Raw genomic sequence first — 15,793 nt, forward strand, 5'->3', positions numbered from 1 at the left:
GAGAATAACGACCTTCATTTAAATGAAGTGGTCGGTTAATTTTGTATATCTTGAAAGTTGTCATATAATACAGCACTTTTAAAAAAACTGTTCCTACTCACTAATTTTTATCGAGGAAGCCATGCAAGTAACGACTGAAGCGGTTTCGGGCGTTGCCCGTCGTTTAAATGTTTCTGTACCGACGAGCCGTATTAACGAGCAATTTGAAGCTCGTTTGAAGCGCACTGCCAAAACTGTGAAGATCAACGGCTTCCGTCCAGGTAAAGTACCTGAAAACGTTGTTCGTCGCGAATACGGTGCGGGCATTTATCAAGAAGTTGTAAATGACATCATTCGTGATAGCGTTTTTGAAGCAATTCAACAAGAAAAAATCAATGCGGTAGGAATGCCGAACATTGATAAAGTTGAACATAAAGAAGATGCTTTAGTTTTTGAAGCGACTGTAGAAGTTTATCCAGAAGTTACAGTACAAGCATTTGACGGTTTAGAAGTTGAACGTAAAACAGCTGAAATTAAAGATGCTGACGTTGACGCTATGATCGAAAACTTGCAAAAACAACGTCAAACTTGGGCTGTTACCAAGGGCATGGCGAAAAAAGACATGCAAGTGACTTTTGACTTTGAAGGCACTATCGATGGTGAGAAGTTTGAAGGCGGTTCTGCTGAAGACTTTAAACTTGTGTTAGGTTCAGGTCGTATGATTCCTGGCTTCGAAGACGGCATCATTGGTATGAAAGCTGGCGAAGAGAAAGTAATCGATGTTACTTTCCCAGAAGATTACCAAGCTGAAAACTTGGCTGGTAAAGCAGCTCAGTTCAAAATCACTGTGAAGCAAGTTGAAAAATCAAAACTTCCAGAAATTGATGCTGAATTCTTGAAAATCTTCGGTGTAACTGAAGAAGAAGGCGTTGAGAAGTTAAAAGCTGACGTTCGCAAGAATATGGAACGTGAAGTTCGCAATGGTTTACGTAACCAAGTTAAACAAGCTGCTTTTGATGCACTTGTTGCTGCGAACGAAGTTGAAGTTCCAACTGCAATGGTTGCTCAAGAAATTGACCGTCAACGTCAACAAATGGTTCAACAGTTCACTCAACAGTTCGGTGGTGCAGGCGCGCAATCTTTTGACAAGAGCATGCTTCCTGACGAATTGTTCAAAGAGCAAGCAGAGCGTTCTGTTAAGCTTGGCGTATTGGTGAGCAAAGTTTTAGCTGACGCTAAACTTGAAGTTGATCAAACTCGCGTTGATGCTTACATTGACGACATGGCTTCTTCTTACGAAGATCCAACTGAAGTGATTGAATACTTCAAAAATGATGCTCAACAACGTGCTCAAATCGAAGCAGTTGTATTAGAAGATCAAGTTGTTGATCACATCTTAGCTGCTGCTAAAGTGACTGACAAAGCTGTATCTTACGATGATTTGTTAAAAGAACAACAAGCTCGCCGTATGGGCTAATCTTTTAAGAAGTCAGAAAAAGGCGCTTTAGGCGCCTTTTTTGTTTTTCACTATGTGGTTAATTTGAGTGCGACATTAAGTACTTAGGTATAAATAATATAATATTTCAGTGCGAACCTTTTGCAATTTGAGAAATTATCCCGCATATTGTTGCCATAGGTTAAGTCACAAAAAATTTAGGAATAAATAACGTATGTATGTTCCAACAATTGAAAATGCTTTAGTTCCTGTTGTGGTTGAACAATCTTCTCGCGGCGAACGTTCTTTTGATATTTATTCACGACTTTTACGTGAGCGCGTCATTTTCTTAACAGGTGAAGTTGAAGACAACATGGCAAATCTGATTGTTGCCCAAATGTTGTTTTTAGAAGCTGAAAACCCTGATAAAGATATCCACCTTTATATCAATTCTCCAGGTGGATCTGTGACAGCGGGCATGGCTATTTATGACACGATGCAGTTTATTAAACCTGATGTCGTTACATATTGTATGGGTCAAGCTGCTTCAATGGGTGCATTCTTGTTAAATGCTGGTGCTAAAGGCAAACGCTATTGTCTAGAAAATGCCCGTGTCATGATTCATCAACCACTAGGTGGTTTCCGCGGTCAAGCATCGGATATTGAAATTCATGCGCGTGAAATTCTATTTATTAAAGAACGTTTAAACCGCTTAATGGCAGAGCACAGTGGTCAAGACTACGAAACCGTTGCTCGTGATACTGACCGTGATAACTTTATGACAGCACAGTCTGCTAAAGAATATGGTTTGGTTGATCAGGTGTTAAGTAAGCGTCCATAAGGACCTTCTGATGTAAATAACTTGAGATGTTGAAAAAGATCTCCATTTAGTTATTTATGCAGTGCATCTTGCCCTAATATTTAAGATTCTATTTGTGGAGTGAATATGTCCGAACATCCTCAAGGACAAAAACATTGTTCATTTTGCGGTAAAACGCAGTCTGAAGTCGGGAAACTGATTGCAGGTGAGGACGCATATATTTGTAATGAATGTGTGGATGTCTGCTTAGACCTTGTACAAACCAGCCAACAGGTTGAAGCAGGGGACTGGGCAAGTAAGGCATTGCCAAAACCACATGAAATACGTGCTGCGCTTGATCAATATGTGATTGGTCAAGATCTTGCCAAAAAGACGTTATCTGTTGCGGTTTATAACCATTATAAACGCCTAAAAGTTGGTCATAATGGCCATGTGTCTAAAGAAGTAGAAATTGCTAAAAGTAACATTCTACTGATTGGACCTACAGGTTCGGGTAAAACTTTACTTGCGCAAACATTGGCTCGCCTTTTAGACGTTCCATTTGCAATGGCAGATGCAACGACATTAACCGAAGCTGGTTATGTGGGCGAAGATGTTGAAAATATTGTACAAAAGCTTTTGCAAAAAGCAGACTACGATGTAGAAAAAGCTCAGAAGGGCATTATCTATATTGACGAAATTGACAAGATTACTCGTAAATCTGAAAACCCGTCAATTACGCGTGATGTTTCTGGCGAAGGTGTACAACAAGCATTGTTAAAAATGATTGAAGGTACAGTGGCTTCTATTCCTCCGCAAGGTGGACGTAAGCATCCGCAGCAAGAGTTTATCCAAATTGACACCTCGAATATCTTGTTTATTTGTGGTGGTGCATTTTCTGGTTTGGAAAAAATTGTACAGCAGCGTCAAGAGAAAGGCGGTATTGGTTTTACAGCTGATGTTAAAAACAAAGATGAAACCAAAAAACTTGCTGAATTGTTCCGTCAGGTTGAGCCAACCGACTTAGTGAAATTTGGTTTAATTCCAGAATTCATTGGTCGTTTACCAGTGATTGCTACACTTGAAGAGTTGGATGAAGAAGCATTAATGCAAATTTTGACTGAGCCAAAAAATGCATTAACTCGCCAGTATCAATATCTTTTCACTATGGAAAATGTTGATCTGATCTTTGAAGATTCTGCATTGCGTGCTATCGCGAAGAAAGCACTTGAACGCAATACAGGTGCGCGTGGTTTACGTTCTATTATGGAGAACGTACTGCTTGAAACCATGTACGATTTACCAAGTCGTACTGACGTTGGAACAGTCATCATTAATGAAGCAGTCATTAATGGTGAAGCAGAACCTGTTTATCAAGCAGAGCGTCAACCTAAAGAAGCTGCAACGCATGAAAGTGTTGCTAAGGCAGATTTAAAGGTTATTGATTCGAAGTCTGCATAGATTTTATTCATCTAAAAAGCATGAATCGCGTGAGTGATTCATGCTTTTTTTGTTTTCAATTTATGTGCGTGGTGTTAATCTTAAAAATACAAAATACGCATAGTTTTGCGGTGTAAAAAATAAATCAAAAACAAAACGCTTTGAGGGATGCCATGCGTTATTTAATCGTATCTTTGTGCTGTGCCGGACTGTTTGTGGGCTGTCAAAGTTCATCTCATTTAGAAAAAAATACGGGTGAATTGACTGCAACCTTACCTAAAGTTGATGTTGAAAAAGAACCCGGGCTATTAGACCAATATCACGTAGGTGGTTTTGCCGTGGGTGGTTGGGTTAATCAAAAATTGGGTCAGACATTTGTCCCGATCAAACCACAAAATGCACAAGCTGCTGTCGTTTACCTCTATCGACCAGATACGAAATGGAATCGTCAGGAAATTGCTGCGATTAACCTGTTTGTAAATGGCAAGCGAATTCCGAGCCTACTACATAACCATTATTATTGGATTGAATTGCCAGCAGGGACTTATCGTCTTTCTGCGAGCCGCCCTTTATTGGGGATTCATTTTCAAGAGCCAAAATATATGGATATAACTGTTGAGGCTGGAACGTCTTATTATTTGAAATATGATGAAGAAAATAAAATGGACCGAGGTGAACACACTGGCCCATTTATGTTAATGCAAGATAATATTGGCCGTAGAGAAATTGCCTTTACCGAGTTGAAATCTTCAAGCTACAACTTTGTAGCAGAAGATGCTTCAGGCAAGATTCGGCATAAACCACAAGAATTAAAACCTGCTAAATATGATGAAAAATCAGATGTACATCTGATTAAACCATTTAAATTATGGAACCCTTTAACTTGGTAATGGCCTGCAAAGGATAAAGAAAAGTTAAGACTTTTCTTTATCTTTCATCAATGGCGCAATAATTTTAAGCATCTCTTCTTGCATATGATCCCTTGCTTTAGGGTCATTAAATGTCTGCTGCCCCAACTCCATCATATATTCTGAAATTTGCCCCATAATCTGCACATTTTTACGTGTAATCGATTGGCCTTCTGGGGTTTTTAAAAACTTAAGATTCGCTTGAATCTCTTCTTCAGAATATGTCTTTAAATAAATATCTTGTAAAGCTTGTGCTGTTTTAGGATTGCTGATGAGCTGATTGCTCGAATCTTTCAAGAGTAAACCTAACTTTTTGGCGGCCTCTTTTTCTTTTGGACCTAAAGCTTTGATGCCCGTGATATTACTAACGATTTGTTCTGCCTGTTGATCATAATAAGGCGTTAATTCATTAATTGATTCTTTAAGTAGGTAATCAATTTGGCTCATTTGCATGAGTTCTTTGACTGAACTTAATTTGGCAGGAGATGCAAATAAGCTTGTCGTAATACAGCTTAGGCAGAGGCTAATTGAAAGATTTTTAAGAATAGGGCGAATAGTCATGAAATGACCTATATTCAATATATGGCGAGAGAGTGCATTTATTAATAGCACAGATTGAAGAAGTAATTGTTACAATTCTTTTCAGATTTTAAAATAAAAAAGAATGCATAAAAAAAGCACCGAATTCGGTGCTTTTCTTGATTAGCCTGCCGCAGCGTCGACTACTGGAATTTTTCCAATTTTCGCTTGCCAGATTTTTGGAGCAATTGCATGAATTGATGTACCGTTTACATCAACTGCAACAGAAACAGGCATATCTTCAACTACGAATTTGTAGATTGCTTCCATACCTAAGTCTGCAAACGCAACAACTTCAGCTTCGCGAACAGCTTTAGATACAAGGTAAGCTGCACCACCAACTGCCATTAAGTAAGTTGCTTTGTTGTCTTTGATTGCTTCAATCGCTGTAGGACCACGATCAGCTTTACCGATCATGCCAAACAAGCCTGTATGCTCAAGTACTTTACGTGTGAATTTATCCATACGTGTTGCAGTTGTAGGACCAGCAGGACCAACAACTTCGTCACCCACTGGATCAACTGGACCAACGTAGTAAATAAACTTACCTTTAAGATCAACTGGTAATTCTTCACCGTTGTCGATCATTTCAACCATACGTTTGTGCGCAGCATCACGACCTGTGTACATTGTTCCGCTAAGGAGTAATGTGTCACCTGGTTTCCAAGAATCCATTTCTGCTTGAGTAATGGTATCAAGGTTTACACGTTTAGACTTTGAAGAATCCCAAGTTACAGATGGGTAATCTTCAAGTTTTGGTGCCTGAATATGAGCTACACCTGAACCATCAAGCTGGAAATGAGCATGACGAGTAGCAGCACAGTTAGGAATCATACCTACTGGTTTGCCAGCAGCGTGACATGGGTAATCTTTAATCTTAATATCAAGAACAGTGGTTAAACCGCCAAGACCTTGAGCACCAATACCAAGTGCGTTTACTTTTTCAAAGATTTCGATACGAAGTTCTTCGATTTTGTTTTCTGGTCCACGACGAAGTAATTCGTCCATGTTGATTTCTTCCATGAGCGCTTCTTTAGCAAGCATCATGGCTTTTTCAGCAGTACCACCAATACCAATACCGAGCATACCTGGAGGACACCAGCCTGCACCCATTGTTGGTACAGTTTTAAGTACCCAATCAACAATCGAGTCAGATGGGTTAAGCATCGCAAGTTTAGATTTATTTTCTGAACCGCCACCTTTAGCAGCAACAGTAATATCTACTTTGTTACCCGGAACGAGTTTGTAGTGAATTACAGCAGGGGTATTATCTTTTGTATTTTTACGACCAAATGCAGGGTCTGCAAGTACAGATGCACGAAGAACGTTGCTATTTTCAAGGTAACCTTGGCGAACACCTTCATTTACTGCATCGTCTAAGCTCATTGTTAAATCAAATTTAACATCTAAGCCCACTTCAAGGAAAACGTTAACAATACCAGTATCTTGGCAAATTGGACGATGACCTTCCGCACACATGCGAGAGTTAATTAAAATCTGTGCAATTGCATCCTTTGCAGCTTGGTTTTCTTCGCGATCATAAGCACGACTCATCGCTTGGATGAAGTCTTGCGGGTGATAGTACGAAATAAACTGTAGGGCGTCCTTGATTGATGTAATCAAGTCATCTTGTTTGATAATCGTTGTCATACCAAAAAATCTCTTGAGCGGGCTGTTAGCTAGCGGGCTAAATTATATGACAAAAAGATAGTTTTGTGGGAGATTGGTTGATCTTTTGACCGAAAGTCGCATAAGACTATATAGGGGGCATTTAAATGTCAGAGATAGGAAATTATTTATTTTGAAACGATTAAAATAAAAAAAGCCATTTGAGCGGACATCAAATGGCGAGAGGTAGAAGCGGATCAAATTATTAGTTATTTAGCAGCAGCTTGCTGTTCAGCCTGAATTGCTGTTAATGCAATGGTAAACACGATGTCATCTACCAATGCTCCGCGAGACAAGTCATTTACAGGTTTGTTTAGACCTTGCAACATTGGTCCAACGCTCACAACATTTGCAGCACGTTGTACTGCTTTGTACGTGGTGTTACCCGTATTTAAATCTGGGAAAATAAATACATTGGCACGACCTGCAACTCGCGAGTCTGGTGCTTTTTGGCGTCCAACACTTTCAACTGAAGCTGCATCGTATTGAAGTGGACCATCAATAAGTAAATCAGGGCGACGTTGCTGAGCAATTTGAGTTGCTTGTTGTACCTTCTCAACATCAGCACCTGTGCCAGATGTTCCAGTTGAATAACTGATCATGGCAATACGAGGGTCAATTCCAAAAGCTTTAGCCGAGTCAGCAGACTGAATCGCAATTTCAGCCAGTTGTTCGGCTGTAGGGTCTGGGTTAATTGCACAGTCACCATATACATAAACTTCATCTGGTAAAAGCATAAAGAAGATAGATGAAACTAGTGAATATTCAGGGGCTGTTTTGATGAGCTGGAAAGCTGGGCGGACCGTATTTGCTGTGGTGTGTACTGCACCGGAAACTAGGCCATCTACTTCGTCTAAAGCTAACATCATCGTACCGAGTACTACGGTGTCTTGAAGTTGTTCCTTTGCCTGAAGCTCGTTGAGTTTACCTTTACGCAGTTCGACCATTGGTGCTACATATTGGTCGCGAATGCTATCTGGATCAACAATTGCTAATCCGGCTGGTAATTCAATACCACGGGCTTTTGCAACATCCTGTACTACATCTGGTTTAGCCAGCAAAATACAGTCAGCAATGCCACGTGCCTGACAAATTGCCGCGGCTTGAATAGTGCGTGGCTCATCGCCTTCAGGCAGTACAATTCGTTTTTTCGCTGCAATCGATTTTTGCACCAGTTCATGACGAAAAGCCGATGGAGATAGGCGAGGGGTAGCTGCATTGTTACTGTGCTGCTTAAGCCATTCGACATCAATATGACTTGAAACAAAACGAGTCACTTGTTCCGCACGTTCAGTATCATCGACGGGAATTTCATTACCAAAGTCAGATAAACGCTGAGCAGTTTCTAATGTATTGAGACGTGTATGTAAAATCGGTAAGCCTTGCTTGATCGCACTTTGACAAAACTCTAAAAGCTCAGGAGCTGGTGCTTCACGTTCAGTAAGAACCAAGCCAGCGAGTGGAATACCATTACTGGTCGCCAAACTACTTGCCAGTAATACGTCTGTACGCTCAGACGCACTAATAATTAGTTCACCTGCAATAAATTTATTGAGTTCATATTCAATGCTTGACGCAATTAAACTTGAATGCAAAATACGGCGTGTTTTAGCTTCACCTTGATGTACCCATTGCCCATCAATCACATTCGCAATATCGAGGGTTCTCGGTACGCTTAAGGTGTTACTAAATGGAACTAAACCAATAATCGGTAAATCGCTAGAGCCAAAATAACGATTATATTTTTGCAATTCTGTCGTAAATTTTGCGATGTCTTCAGTCGGACGTAAGGATGGATCAAACGCGACAGGAATTTGTGCTGTTTCTTCGGTTAATCCACGGGTACGCATAAAGAGTACACCAGCAGTACGATTTGACGCTGCACCACCAAACTGGCGTAAATGAGCATCTACTTTTTCTGCGGCTTTTTTCGGATTTTGAATATCTGCTGTACTGACCAATACGACTTCTGCATCAAGTGCTTGTGCAAGACTTGCGTTGAGTTCACTTGCGAAGTGGTCTTGTCCGTTTGGTAATAAGCCTTCCACAATAATGACATCATGGTCTGCTGCAACACTGCGATGTAGACTCACAGCTTCTTCAAGTAATTCATCCACTTCCCCAGCGGCAATAAGCTGAGTTAATTTTTCATGCGAAATAGATTGAACAGTTTTGCCTTGAAATAAATGACCGAATAATGAAGTTGTTCGATCAAGATGCTCTTGGTCTTCTTGAGAAAATGGTTTTAAAAAGCCTGCTTTAATCCCGTTACAATCAAGCGCGTAAATCATGCCTAGGCAGGCAGAGGTTAAACCCACCCCTTCACCTGTAGGAATCAATAAAATTGTATTCATATAAACCTATAAATAAATGAATATCGAGTTTTCGCTAAGATCTGATTAAGCAAGGCTCGCTACAGATGCTGTAGTTCCTGCTGCTTCAACAACTTGACGGGTTTCTTTGGCAATACGGCCTTCTTCATCTGTTGGAATGACCCAAATGTGCGGACCTGTTCCATTATCAATTCGGCCTTCAGTGCCACGTTTTAAGTTGTTGTTTTGATCTTTGTCGAGCTGCAAACCAAAATGAGGTAAATACGCTAAAGTTTTTTCACGAATATATGCCGAGTTTTCACCAATACCGCCTGTGAAAATGAGGCCGTCTAAAGTTGGTAAACCACAGCTTAAGGCAGCAAGTGATTTTGCAAGGCGATAACTAAACACTTCAATTGCAAGGCAAGCATCTTCATTACCAATTTCTGCTGCTTCAATAACTGTACGCATGTCATTAGACAATTGCGATAAGCCAAGTAATCCACTTTCGTTGTTTAAAACCTTATCAATTTTAGCCAAATCCCAACCAAGATTTTTCGCAAGGAAGCTATGTAGGCTTGGGTCGACATCACCACTACGAGTTCCCATCACCACACCTTCAAGTGGAGTAAGGCCCATAGAAGTATCAACACTTTGTCCGTTCCAGACTGCACAAGTTGAACTACCATTTCCTAGGTGCGCTGTTAACCAACCACCTTTTTTCAGATTGCCTGCAAGTTCACTTGCTCGGTCAGACACATAGGCATGGCTTGTACCATGGAAGCCATAACGACGGACGTTATGTTCGGTATATAAGAACTTAGGAATTGCATAACGGTAGGCATGCGGTGGCATGGTTTGATGGAATGCTGTGTCAAAGACTGCAACTTGAGGCAGTTCAGGAAATAGGCGTACGGTTGCATCAATACCAATTAAATGTGCTGGGTTATGAAGCGGAGCTAAAGGGGTCGCAGCGCGAATACGTTCAATAATTTCAGGAGTGAGTAATTCGGCTTTAGTTAAACTACCGCCGTGTACAACACGATGGCCGATTGCCTGTGGTTTGTAGTTGGCAAGACGCGCAAGTAGAGTTTCTAAAGCTTTGGCATGGTCAGCATAGGGAATTGAAAGTTCAAGTGGTTCGCCACCAACTGTCACTCCCTTAATACGAGCATCGGCTGCCCCCAAGTTTTCTGCTAAACCGTAAATACGATCTTCACGACGTTCTGAAACTAGCGCGTATTTAATAGATGAAGAGCCGCAATTGATAACTAATACTGATGTAGCCACGTTGAAATACCCACGTCCTGATTTAAAATAGTTTTCCTAACTTCCTGTTCAAAATGTATTATTTTTTGATACAGATTGAACGGGTTGTCATGTTTTAACATGTGTTGTTTTTCTGTCCAAGATAGACTTTAGCCCATTAGACTTAAGCACTATCGACCATCAAATTATTTGTAACTAATATTTGTTCAGTATAAAGCTTAATCACTGTATTCCTTGTTTTTTTATAAGGATGCAAACGAGTTTTTTGTATACATTTATGAAAAGTAAGCTTGAATCAAATTTCATTTTAAAATGTTGGATATTGATTCTTTATTAAGAGGGCAGAAGTCTCTTTAATTAAATTTGAAAAATATATTACAAATAATATACGTAATTGAAATTAAGAATTAATAGTAGGAATGAGAATTATAAAGAATAAAACATAGGCTTATTAGAACTAAAAAATAGTATGAAAAGCTTATTATCTAGATATTGTTCAATGTGTTTCATAATATTGATATTACGATAATTTTACCATAATTCTGAAGTTCAGTTTAAGCATAAATAATCGAGATTTTAAATAGGTTTTTGGTCTAACACCTAAGCTTACTACGCCTCTAAGGCTTGTGCTGAGGCCATTACAGCAGCATTGACTGGGGTTGCATGTCGCTTTTCGCCTGAATAATATTATTCATTCTTTTTCAAATGATCAGAAAATATATCATTTGGTTTATTTTTTTCCGGCTTATCCGGTTGTACAGGAGCGTCCTGCATGGACTTGCCGAATCCCATACTGGCAAAAGTTACCGAGCGCGTAATTGCGCGTAGTCAAAAAACTCGTTCTGCATATTTACAACGTATTGAACATGCACAAGGCAAATTTCCAGCTCGAGGTGCACTCTCATGTGCCAATCTGGCTCATGGTTTTGCCAGCATGGAAGATAATGAAAAATTAATTATTAAAGTAGGCCGTGAGCCAAATATTGGCATTGTATCTTCATATAACGAAATGCTCTCGGCACATGCACCCTATAAAACATTTCCAGATCTAATTAAAACAGCCGCTCGTGAAAATGGTGGTGTAGCGCAATTTGCTGGCGGTGTGCCAGCGATGTGTGACGGTATTACTCAAGGTAATGCTGGCATGGAACTATCATTGTTCTCTCGTGAAACGATTGCAATGAGCACTGCGATTGCACTGTCTCATAACATGTTTGATGCAGCGTTATGTTTAGGTGTCTGCGACAAGATTGTGCCAGGGTTGTTAATTGGTGCTTTGCAGTTTGGTTATTTACCTACCATTTTTGTACCTGCGGGCCCAATGACAAGTGGGTTATCTAATGACGATAAAGCCAAAATCCGTCAGCAGTTCGCAACAGGTGAAGTTGGGCGTGATGCCTTGCTTGAAGCTGAATCAGCAGCCTATCACGGACAAGGTACCTGTACGTTTTACGGTACTGCTAACAGTAATCAAATGCTGATGGAAGTGATGGGTTTACACCTTCCAAGTGCCGCATTTGTTCACCCTCATACGCCGTTACGTGATGCCCTCACCGCAGAAGCTGCGATTCGTGTACTTGACTTAACTGTTGAGCGCGGAAACTACACGCCAATTGGTCATGTCGTTGATGAAAAAGCAATTATAAACGGCATTGTGGCGTTATTAGCTACAGGTGGATCGACTAACCATACTTTGCATTTGATTGCGATTGCCCGTGCTGCTGGCATCTTGATTGACTGGGACGACTTTGATGAATTGTCTGCCGTTGTTCCATTGTTAGCCAAAATTTATCCAAATGGTAAGGCCGATGTGAACCATTTTCAGGCTGCGGGCGGGGTTGCTTTCCTCATTCGTAATTTGCTTGAAGCTGGTTTGTTGCATAACGATGTGACTACCGTTGCAGGTAAAGGTTTATACCATTACACCAAAGAACCAAAACTGATCGACGGTAAGCTCACTTGGGTCGATGGCGTGGTTCAAAGCCTTGATGACAAGGTTCTACGTAGTATTGACGCGCCGTTTCAACCAGATGGTGGTTTGCGTTTAATGCAAGGTCGTCTTGGCCGTGGCGTCATCAAGATTTCTGCTGTTGCACCAGAACATCGTAAAGTTAAAGCACCTGCAATCGTGTTTGATTCTCAAGAAGCAGTGCAGGCTGCATTTGATCGTGGTGAGTTACATCGTGATTTCATTGCTGTTGTTCGCTTCCAAGGCGCACGTGCGAATGGTATGCCTGAATTGCATCGCTTAACGCCTGTGTTGGGTGTTTTACAAGATCAAGGTTTCCATGTGGCATTAGTAACCGATGGTCGTATGTCAGGTGCTTCAGGCAAAGTTCCCGCGGTGATTCATTTATCTCCAGAGGCTTTGCTGAACGGTCCGATTGCTAAAGTGCAAACAGGCGATATGTTGGTGATTGATGCTGAAGCTGGTGTACTCGATATTGAGTTAGATGAAGCTGTTTGGCAGTCACGCCCTGTTGCGCAGCCAGAACATCAGGCAGAAAACGAAGTCGGCTTTGGCCGTGAATTATTTGGTGTATTCCGTGCAGCTGCTGCCCCAGCTGAGCATGGTGCTTCTGTGTTTGGTGCTTTGGTTGGTGAAATCGTTCAACCTTAGACTTTAATAATAATAGGAATAGAAAAGTAATGATTAAGATTGAAGATGTTGTTCAATTAGGACCAGTGATTCCTGTACTGGCATTTGAGTCTGCCGAGCAAGGTGAACATGTATCACGCGCGCTGCACACTGGTGGCGTGAAAGTATTAGAAATTACATTACGTACTGCGGCAGGACTGGCCGCTATTGAGCGTGCGAGCCAGTTGGCAGATGACATTGTGGTCGGTGTAGGTACGATTACCAAGCCAGAACATTGTGCTCAAGCAAAAAAAGCTGGGGCTCAATTTGGTGTGTCACCAGGTTTGACTAAAGATTTACATTTGGCTGCACAAGATGCCGGTTTGCCTTTGTTGCCGGGTGTGATGACGCCAAGTGACCTGATTCAGGCAATTGAATTAGGTTATGAGATTGTGAAGTTCTTTCCAGCTCAGCAAGCGGGTGGAGTCGAGATGCTAAAAGCATTTTATGGTCCATTTCCAAACCTACGTTTTTGCCCTACAGGTGGCATTACTGTAGAGACAGCGCCGGAATTTTTAAAGCAACCAAATGTGGTGTGTGTTGGTGGTTCGTGGTTAACACCGAAAGCGGCAGTTGCTTCACAAGATTGGGCGGAAATTACTCGCTTGGCACAATTGGCTAGTCAGTTGAGAGCTGATTAAGTGTAGTAAATATTTATAAAAATGAAGTGCGTTTGATGTGCTTTAGAGCTTATGTCGATATGACCAGTAGTGATGCTGGTCATACCTAAATATAAAAAATTAGTGTCTCAACAGTAGGAATTATCCTGGTTGAAGACCTTTATTTGGGCTTAGTTGCCTAGATAGTTACTCCAAGGAGAAATGTCACATGGAGACGGTTCAGGGTGGCATGTTGCTTATCTATACTGTAATCGCGATTATTGCTTTAGTTGTCATGATCGCGAAGTTCAGAATTTATCCATTTCTAGTTCTTATTATTGTTTCACTCGGTTTAGCTTTAGCTGTTGGCATGCCAATGGGCGACATTGTTAAATCTTACGAAGCTGGTACCGGTAAAACCTTGGGTCACCTTGCGATTGTAATCGCACTCGGAACAATGCTCGGTAAAATGATGGCCGAGTCGGGTGGTGCAGAGCGAATAGCAATTACTTTAATTAAATGGTTCGGTGAGAAAAATATTCACTGGGCCATGATGTTTATTGCCCTTATTGTGGGGCTGCCCGTATTTTTCGAAGTGGGCTTCGTACTCCTTATTCCAATTGCTTTTAACATTGCCAAAAGAACAGGCAAGTCGTTATTGGTCGTAGGTTTGCCTATGGTTGCAGGGTTGTCCGTTGTGCATGGTTTGATTCCGCCACATCCGGCAGCATTGTTGGCAGTACAGGCATATCACGCTGATATTGGTAAAACAATTGCCTACAGTTTGTTAGTGGGCGTACCAACGGCGATTGTTGCAGGGCCGTTGTATGCATTATGGATCAATAAATATGTCAAATTGCCTGAGAACAATCCATTGTTTAAGCAATTTGTTGAGGTAGATAAGAAAGAAACTCGTGAGCTACCAAGCTTTGGAATTACCTTATTTACGATTATGTTGCCTGTCGTATTAATGTTAATCGGAAGTTGGGCTGATCTTTTCTTTGCACCACAAACTTTCGCAAACGACTTACTACGTTTCATTGGTACTTCTGATATCGCATTGCTTATTGCCGTACTGGTCAGCTTTATTACCTTTGGTACGATGCAGGGCTTTAACCGTGAACAGATCGAAAAATTCTGTGGCGGTTGTTTGGCTTCTATTGCCGGAATCATGTTGATTGTCGGTGCTGGTGGCGGTTTTGGCGGTATTTTGCGTGACAGTGGTATTTCTAATGAGATCGTTTCTACAGCCTTGAAGGCAAATTTGTCACCGTTATTGTTGGGCTGGTTAGTTGCAGCATTGATTCGTTTGGCAACAGGATCGGCAACAGTCGCTATGGCTACTGCTTGTAGTATTGTCGCTCCGATTGCTGCTACAGCTGGTGTCGCCGTTAGACCCGAACTTTTAGTACTTGCCACAGGTTCAGGTTCATTAGTTTTCTCTCATGTAAATGATGCAGGATTTTGGTTAATCAAAGAATATTTTGGTATGACAGTAGGGCAGACACTCAAAACTTGGTCAGTATTAGAAACCATTATTTCGGTGTTGGGTTTGTCTTTCACGCTACTTCTTAGCACTATTTTATAATTAGAGGTAAGTAATCCATGATTGTGATTGCAATGGGTGTCTGTGGAACAGGCAAAACACTGATTGGTGAGTTACTGTCGGAGCATTTGGCTTGTGAGTTTCTCGATGGAGATACACTGCATTCGACTGCAAATAAAAGCAAGATGAGTCAGGGTATTCCTCTAACTGATGAAGATCGCATGCCTTGGTTACACGCGATTCGTAAAGCTATTGAAGAGAAACAGCTGGCGGGCGAGACCGCAGTGTTTACTTGTTCTTCACTAAAGCGGGTCTACCGAGATATTTTACGTGGCCATGACCAAAATGTGCAGTTTGTATATTTAAAAGGGTCATATGAGTTGTTAAAACAGCGTCTTGCTGAGCGAGCGGGCCATTTTTTCGACCCTTCTTTATTGCAGACTCAGCTTGATACTTTAGAAGAGCCTGATGTTCATGAGGCAATTACGATTGATATCGCATTGACACCTGAACAAATAGTTGTGCAGGTCATGCAAAAACTAGGGGTAACTGACAGCGTGTGTAGGGGGTAACCTCATTTAGAAACATTGCAAAGTCTTGATTGATTTGTGGTGCGGCTCA

Annotated in this window: 13 protein-coding genes; 8 read left to right on the forward strand and 5 right to left on the reverse strand. The window is 41.2% G+C overall.

The window, feature by feature from the left end; all coding sequences use genetic code 11:
- The first annotated feature begins 121 nt into the window (after positions 1 to 121).
- The 4 genes from tig to ACPF64_RS06755 all read left to right on the forward strand — a co-directional run bounded on the left by tig (position 122) and on the right by ACPF64_RS06755 (position 4,543).
- Positions 122 to 1,456 carry a trigger factor gene (gene tig / locus ACPF64_RS06740; RefSeq protein WP_005036955.1) on the forward strand — a complete coding sequence of 445 codons (1,335 nt, stop codon included), beginning with the start codon at positions 122 to 124 and terminating at the stop codon, positions 1,454 to 1,456.
- A 193-nt stretch (positions 1,457 to 1,649) separates the two neighbouring features.
- Positions 1,650 to 2,255 (forward strand): ATP-dependent Clp endopeptidase proteolytic subunit ClpP, encoded by a 606-nt coding sequence (clpP, locus tag ACPF64_RS06745; protein ID WP_003654845.1) that lies wholly within the window; start codon positions 1,650 to 1,652, stop codon positions 2,253 to 2,255.
- A 105-nt stretch (positions 2,256 to 2,360) separates the two neighbouring features.
- Positions 2,361 to 3,674, forward strand: coding sequence for an ATP-dependent Clp protease ATP-binding subunit ClpX (clpX, locus tag ACPF64_RS06750; protein ID WP_004641074.1), 1,314 nt, complete (start codon positions 2,361 to 2,363; stop codon positions 3,672 to 3,674).
- Positions 3,675 to 3,826: 152 nt separating this feature from the next.
- Positions 3,827 to 4,543: a DUF2846 domain-containing protein gene (locus tag ACPF64_RS06755; RefSeq protein ID WP_005036950.1), complete on the forward strand. Its 717-nt coding sequence runs from the start codon at positions 3,827 to 3,829 to the stop codon at positions 4,541 to 4,543.
- A 24-nt stretch (positions 4,544 to 4,567) separates the two neighbouring features.
- Here the strand turns inward: ACPF64_RS06755 and ACPF64_RS06760 are convergent, their stop codons facing one another.
- From ACPF64_RS06760 to ACPF64_RS06780, 5 genes are all read right to left on the reverse strand, one after another.
- A complete protein-coding gene (locus ACPF64_RS06760) occupies positions 4,568 to 5,122 on the reverse strand; it encodes a DUF2059 domain-containing protein (RefSeq protein ID WP_416659250.1) in 555 nt (184 codons plus the stop codon).
- Between the two features lie 141 nt (positions 5,123 to 5,263).
- Positions 5,264 to 6,790 carry a fumarate hydratase gene (locus tag ACPF64_RS06765; protein WP_004641080.1) on the reverse strand — a complete coding sequence of 509 codons (1,527 nt, stop codon included), beginning with the start codon at positions 6,788 to 6,790 and terminating at the stop codon, positions 5,264 to 5,266.
- 227 nt (positions 6,791 to 7,017) lie between these two features.
- Positions 7,018 to 9,162: a phosphate acetyltransferase gene (pta, locus tag ACPF64_RS06770; protein WP_416659248.1), complete on the reverse strand. Its 2,145-nt coding sequence runs from the start codon at positions 9,160 to 9,162 to the stop codon at positions 7,018 to 7,020.
- 45 nt (positions 9,163 to 9,207) lie between these two features.
- Positions 9,208 to 10,410, reverse strand: a complete 1,203-nt coding sequence (locus tag ACPF64_RS06775; protein ID WP_416659247.1) for an acetate/propionate family kinase — start codon at positions 10,408 to 10,410, stop codon at positions 9,208 to 9,210.
- Positions 10,392 to 10,511 (reverse strand): hypothetical protein, encoded by a 120-nt coding sequence (locus ACPF64_RS06780; RefSeq protein ID WP_151743507.1) that lies wholly within the window; start codon positions 10,509 to 10,511, stop codon positions 10,392 to 10,394. The genes ACPF64_RS06775 and ACPF64_RS06780 overlap by 19 nt, the downstream gene beginning before the upstream one ends.
- A 650-nt stretch (positions 10,512 to 11,161) precedes the next feature.
- Here ACPF64_RS06780 and edd point away from each other — a divergent pair.
- From edd to ACPF64_RS06800, 4 genes are all read left to right on the forward strand, one after another.
- The gene (gene edd, locus ACPF64_RS06785) at positions 11,162 to 13,009 is read left to right on the forward strand and encodes a phosphogluconate dehydratase (protein WP_426455869.1); all 1,848 of its coding nucleotides are present in this window, start codon (positions 11,162 to 11,164) and stop codon (positions 13,007 to 13,009) included.
- Positions 13,010 to 13,038: 29 nt separating this feature from the next.
- On the forward strand, positions 13,039 to 13,668 hold the full coding sequence (eda, locus tag ACPF64_RS06790; RefSeq protein WP_045434971.1) for a bifunctional 4-hydroxy-2-oxoglutarate aldolase/2-dehydro-3-deoxy-phosphogluconate aldolase: 630 nt from the start codon (positions 13,039 to 13,041) through the stop codon (positions 13,666 to 13,668).
- 187 nt (positions 13,669 to 13,855) lie between these two features.
- Entirely contained in the window at positions 13,856 to 15,214 is a 1,359-nt protein-coding gene (locus tag ACPF64_RS06795; RefSeq protein ID WP_003654858.1) for a gluconate:H+ symporter, read from the forward strand.
- Between the two features lie 17 nt (positions 15,215 to 15,231).
- On the forward strand, positions 15,232 to 15,744 hold the full coding sequence (locus ACPF64_RS06800; RefSeq protein WP_017391294.1) for a gluconokinase: 513 nt from the start codon (positions 15,232 to 15,234) through the stop codon (positions 15,742 to 15,744).
- Positions 15,745 to 15,793 lie beyond the last annotated feature (49 nt).

The sequence above is a fragment of the Acinetobacter sp. KB005 genome (assembly GCF_049949095.1).
GTDB lineage: Bacteria > Pseudomonadota > Gammaproteobacteria > Pseudomonadales > Moraxellaceae > Acinetobacter > Acinetobacter calcoaceticus.

Bases quoted from the DNA above. Each gene is read 5' to 3' on its own strand.
- eda (WP_045434971.1), top strand. From the start codon at position 13,039: ATGATTAAGATTGAAGATGTTGTTCAATTAGGACCAGTGATTCCTGTA.
- ACPF64_RS06795 (WP_003654858.1), top strand. From the start codon at position 13,856: ATGGAGACGGTTCAGGGTGGCATGTTGCTTATCTATACTGTAATCGCG.
- ACPF64_RS06760 (WP_416659250.1), bottom strand. From the start codon at position 5,122: ATGACTATTCGCCCTATTCTTAAAAATCTTTCAATTAGCCTCTGCCTA.
- clpX (WP_004641074.1), top strand. From the start codon at position 2,361: ATGTCCGAACATCCTCAAGGACAAAAACATTGTTCATTTTGCGGTAAA.
- clpP (WP_003654845.1), top strand. From the start codon at position 1,650: ATGTATGTTCCAACAATTGAAAATGCTTTAGTTCCTGTTGTGGTTGAA.
- ACPF64_RS06755 (WP_005036950.1), top strand. From the start codon at position 3,827: ATGCGTTATTTAATCGTATCTTTGTGCTGTGCCGGACTGTTTGTGGGC.
- edd (WP_426455869.1), top strand. From the start codon at position 11,162: ATGGACTTGCCGAATCCCATACTGGCAAAAGTTACCGAGCGCGTAATT.
- ACPF64_RS06765 (WP_004641080.1), bottom strand. From the start codon at position 6,790: ATGACAACGATTATCAAACAAGATGACTTGATTACATCAATCAAGGAC.
- ACPF64_RS06800 (WP_017391294.1), top strand. From the start codon at position 15,232: ATGATTGTGATTGCAATGGGTGTCTGTGGAACAGGCAAAACACTGATT.
- ACPF64_RS06780 (WP_151743507.1), bottom strand. From the start codon at position 10,511: ATGTTAAAACATGACAACCCGTTCAATCTGTATCAAAAAATAATACAT.
- pta (WP_416659248.1), bottom strand. From the start codon at position 9,162: ATGAATACAATTTTATTGATTCCTACAGGTGAAGGGGTGGGTTTAACC.
- tig (WP_005036955.1), top strand. From the start codon at position 122: ATGCAAGTAACGACTGAAGCGGTTTCGGGCGTTGCCCGTCGTTTAAAT.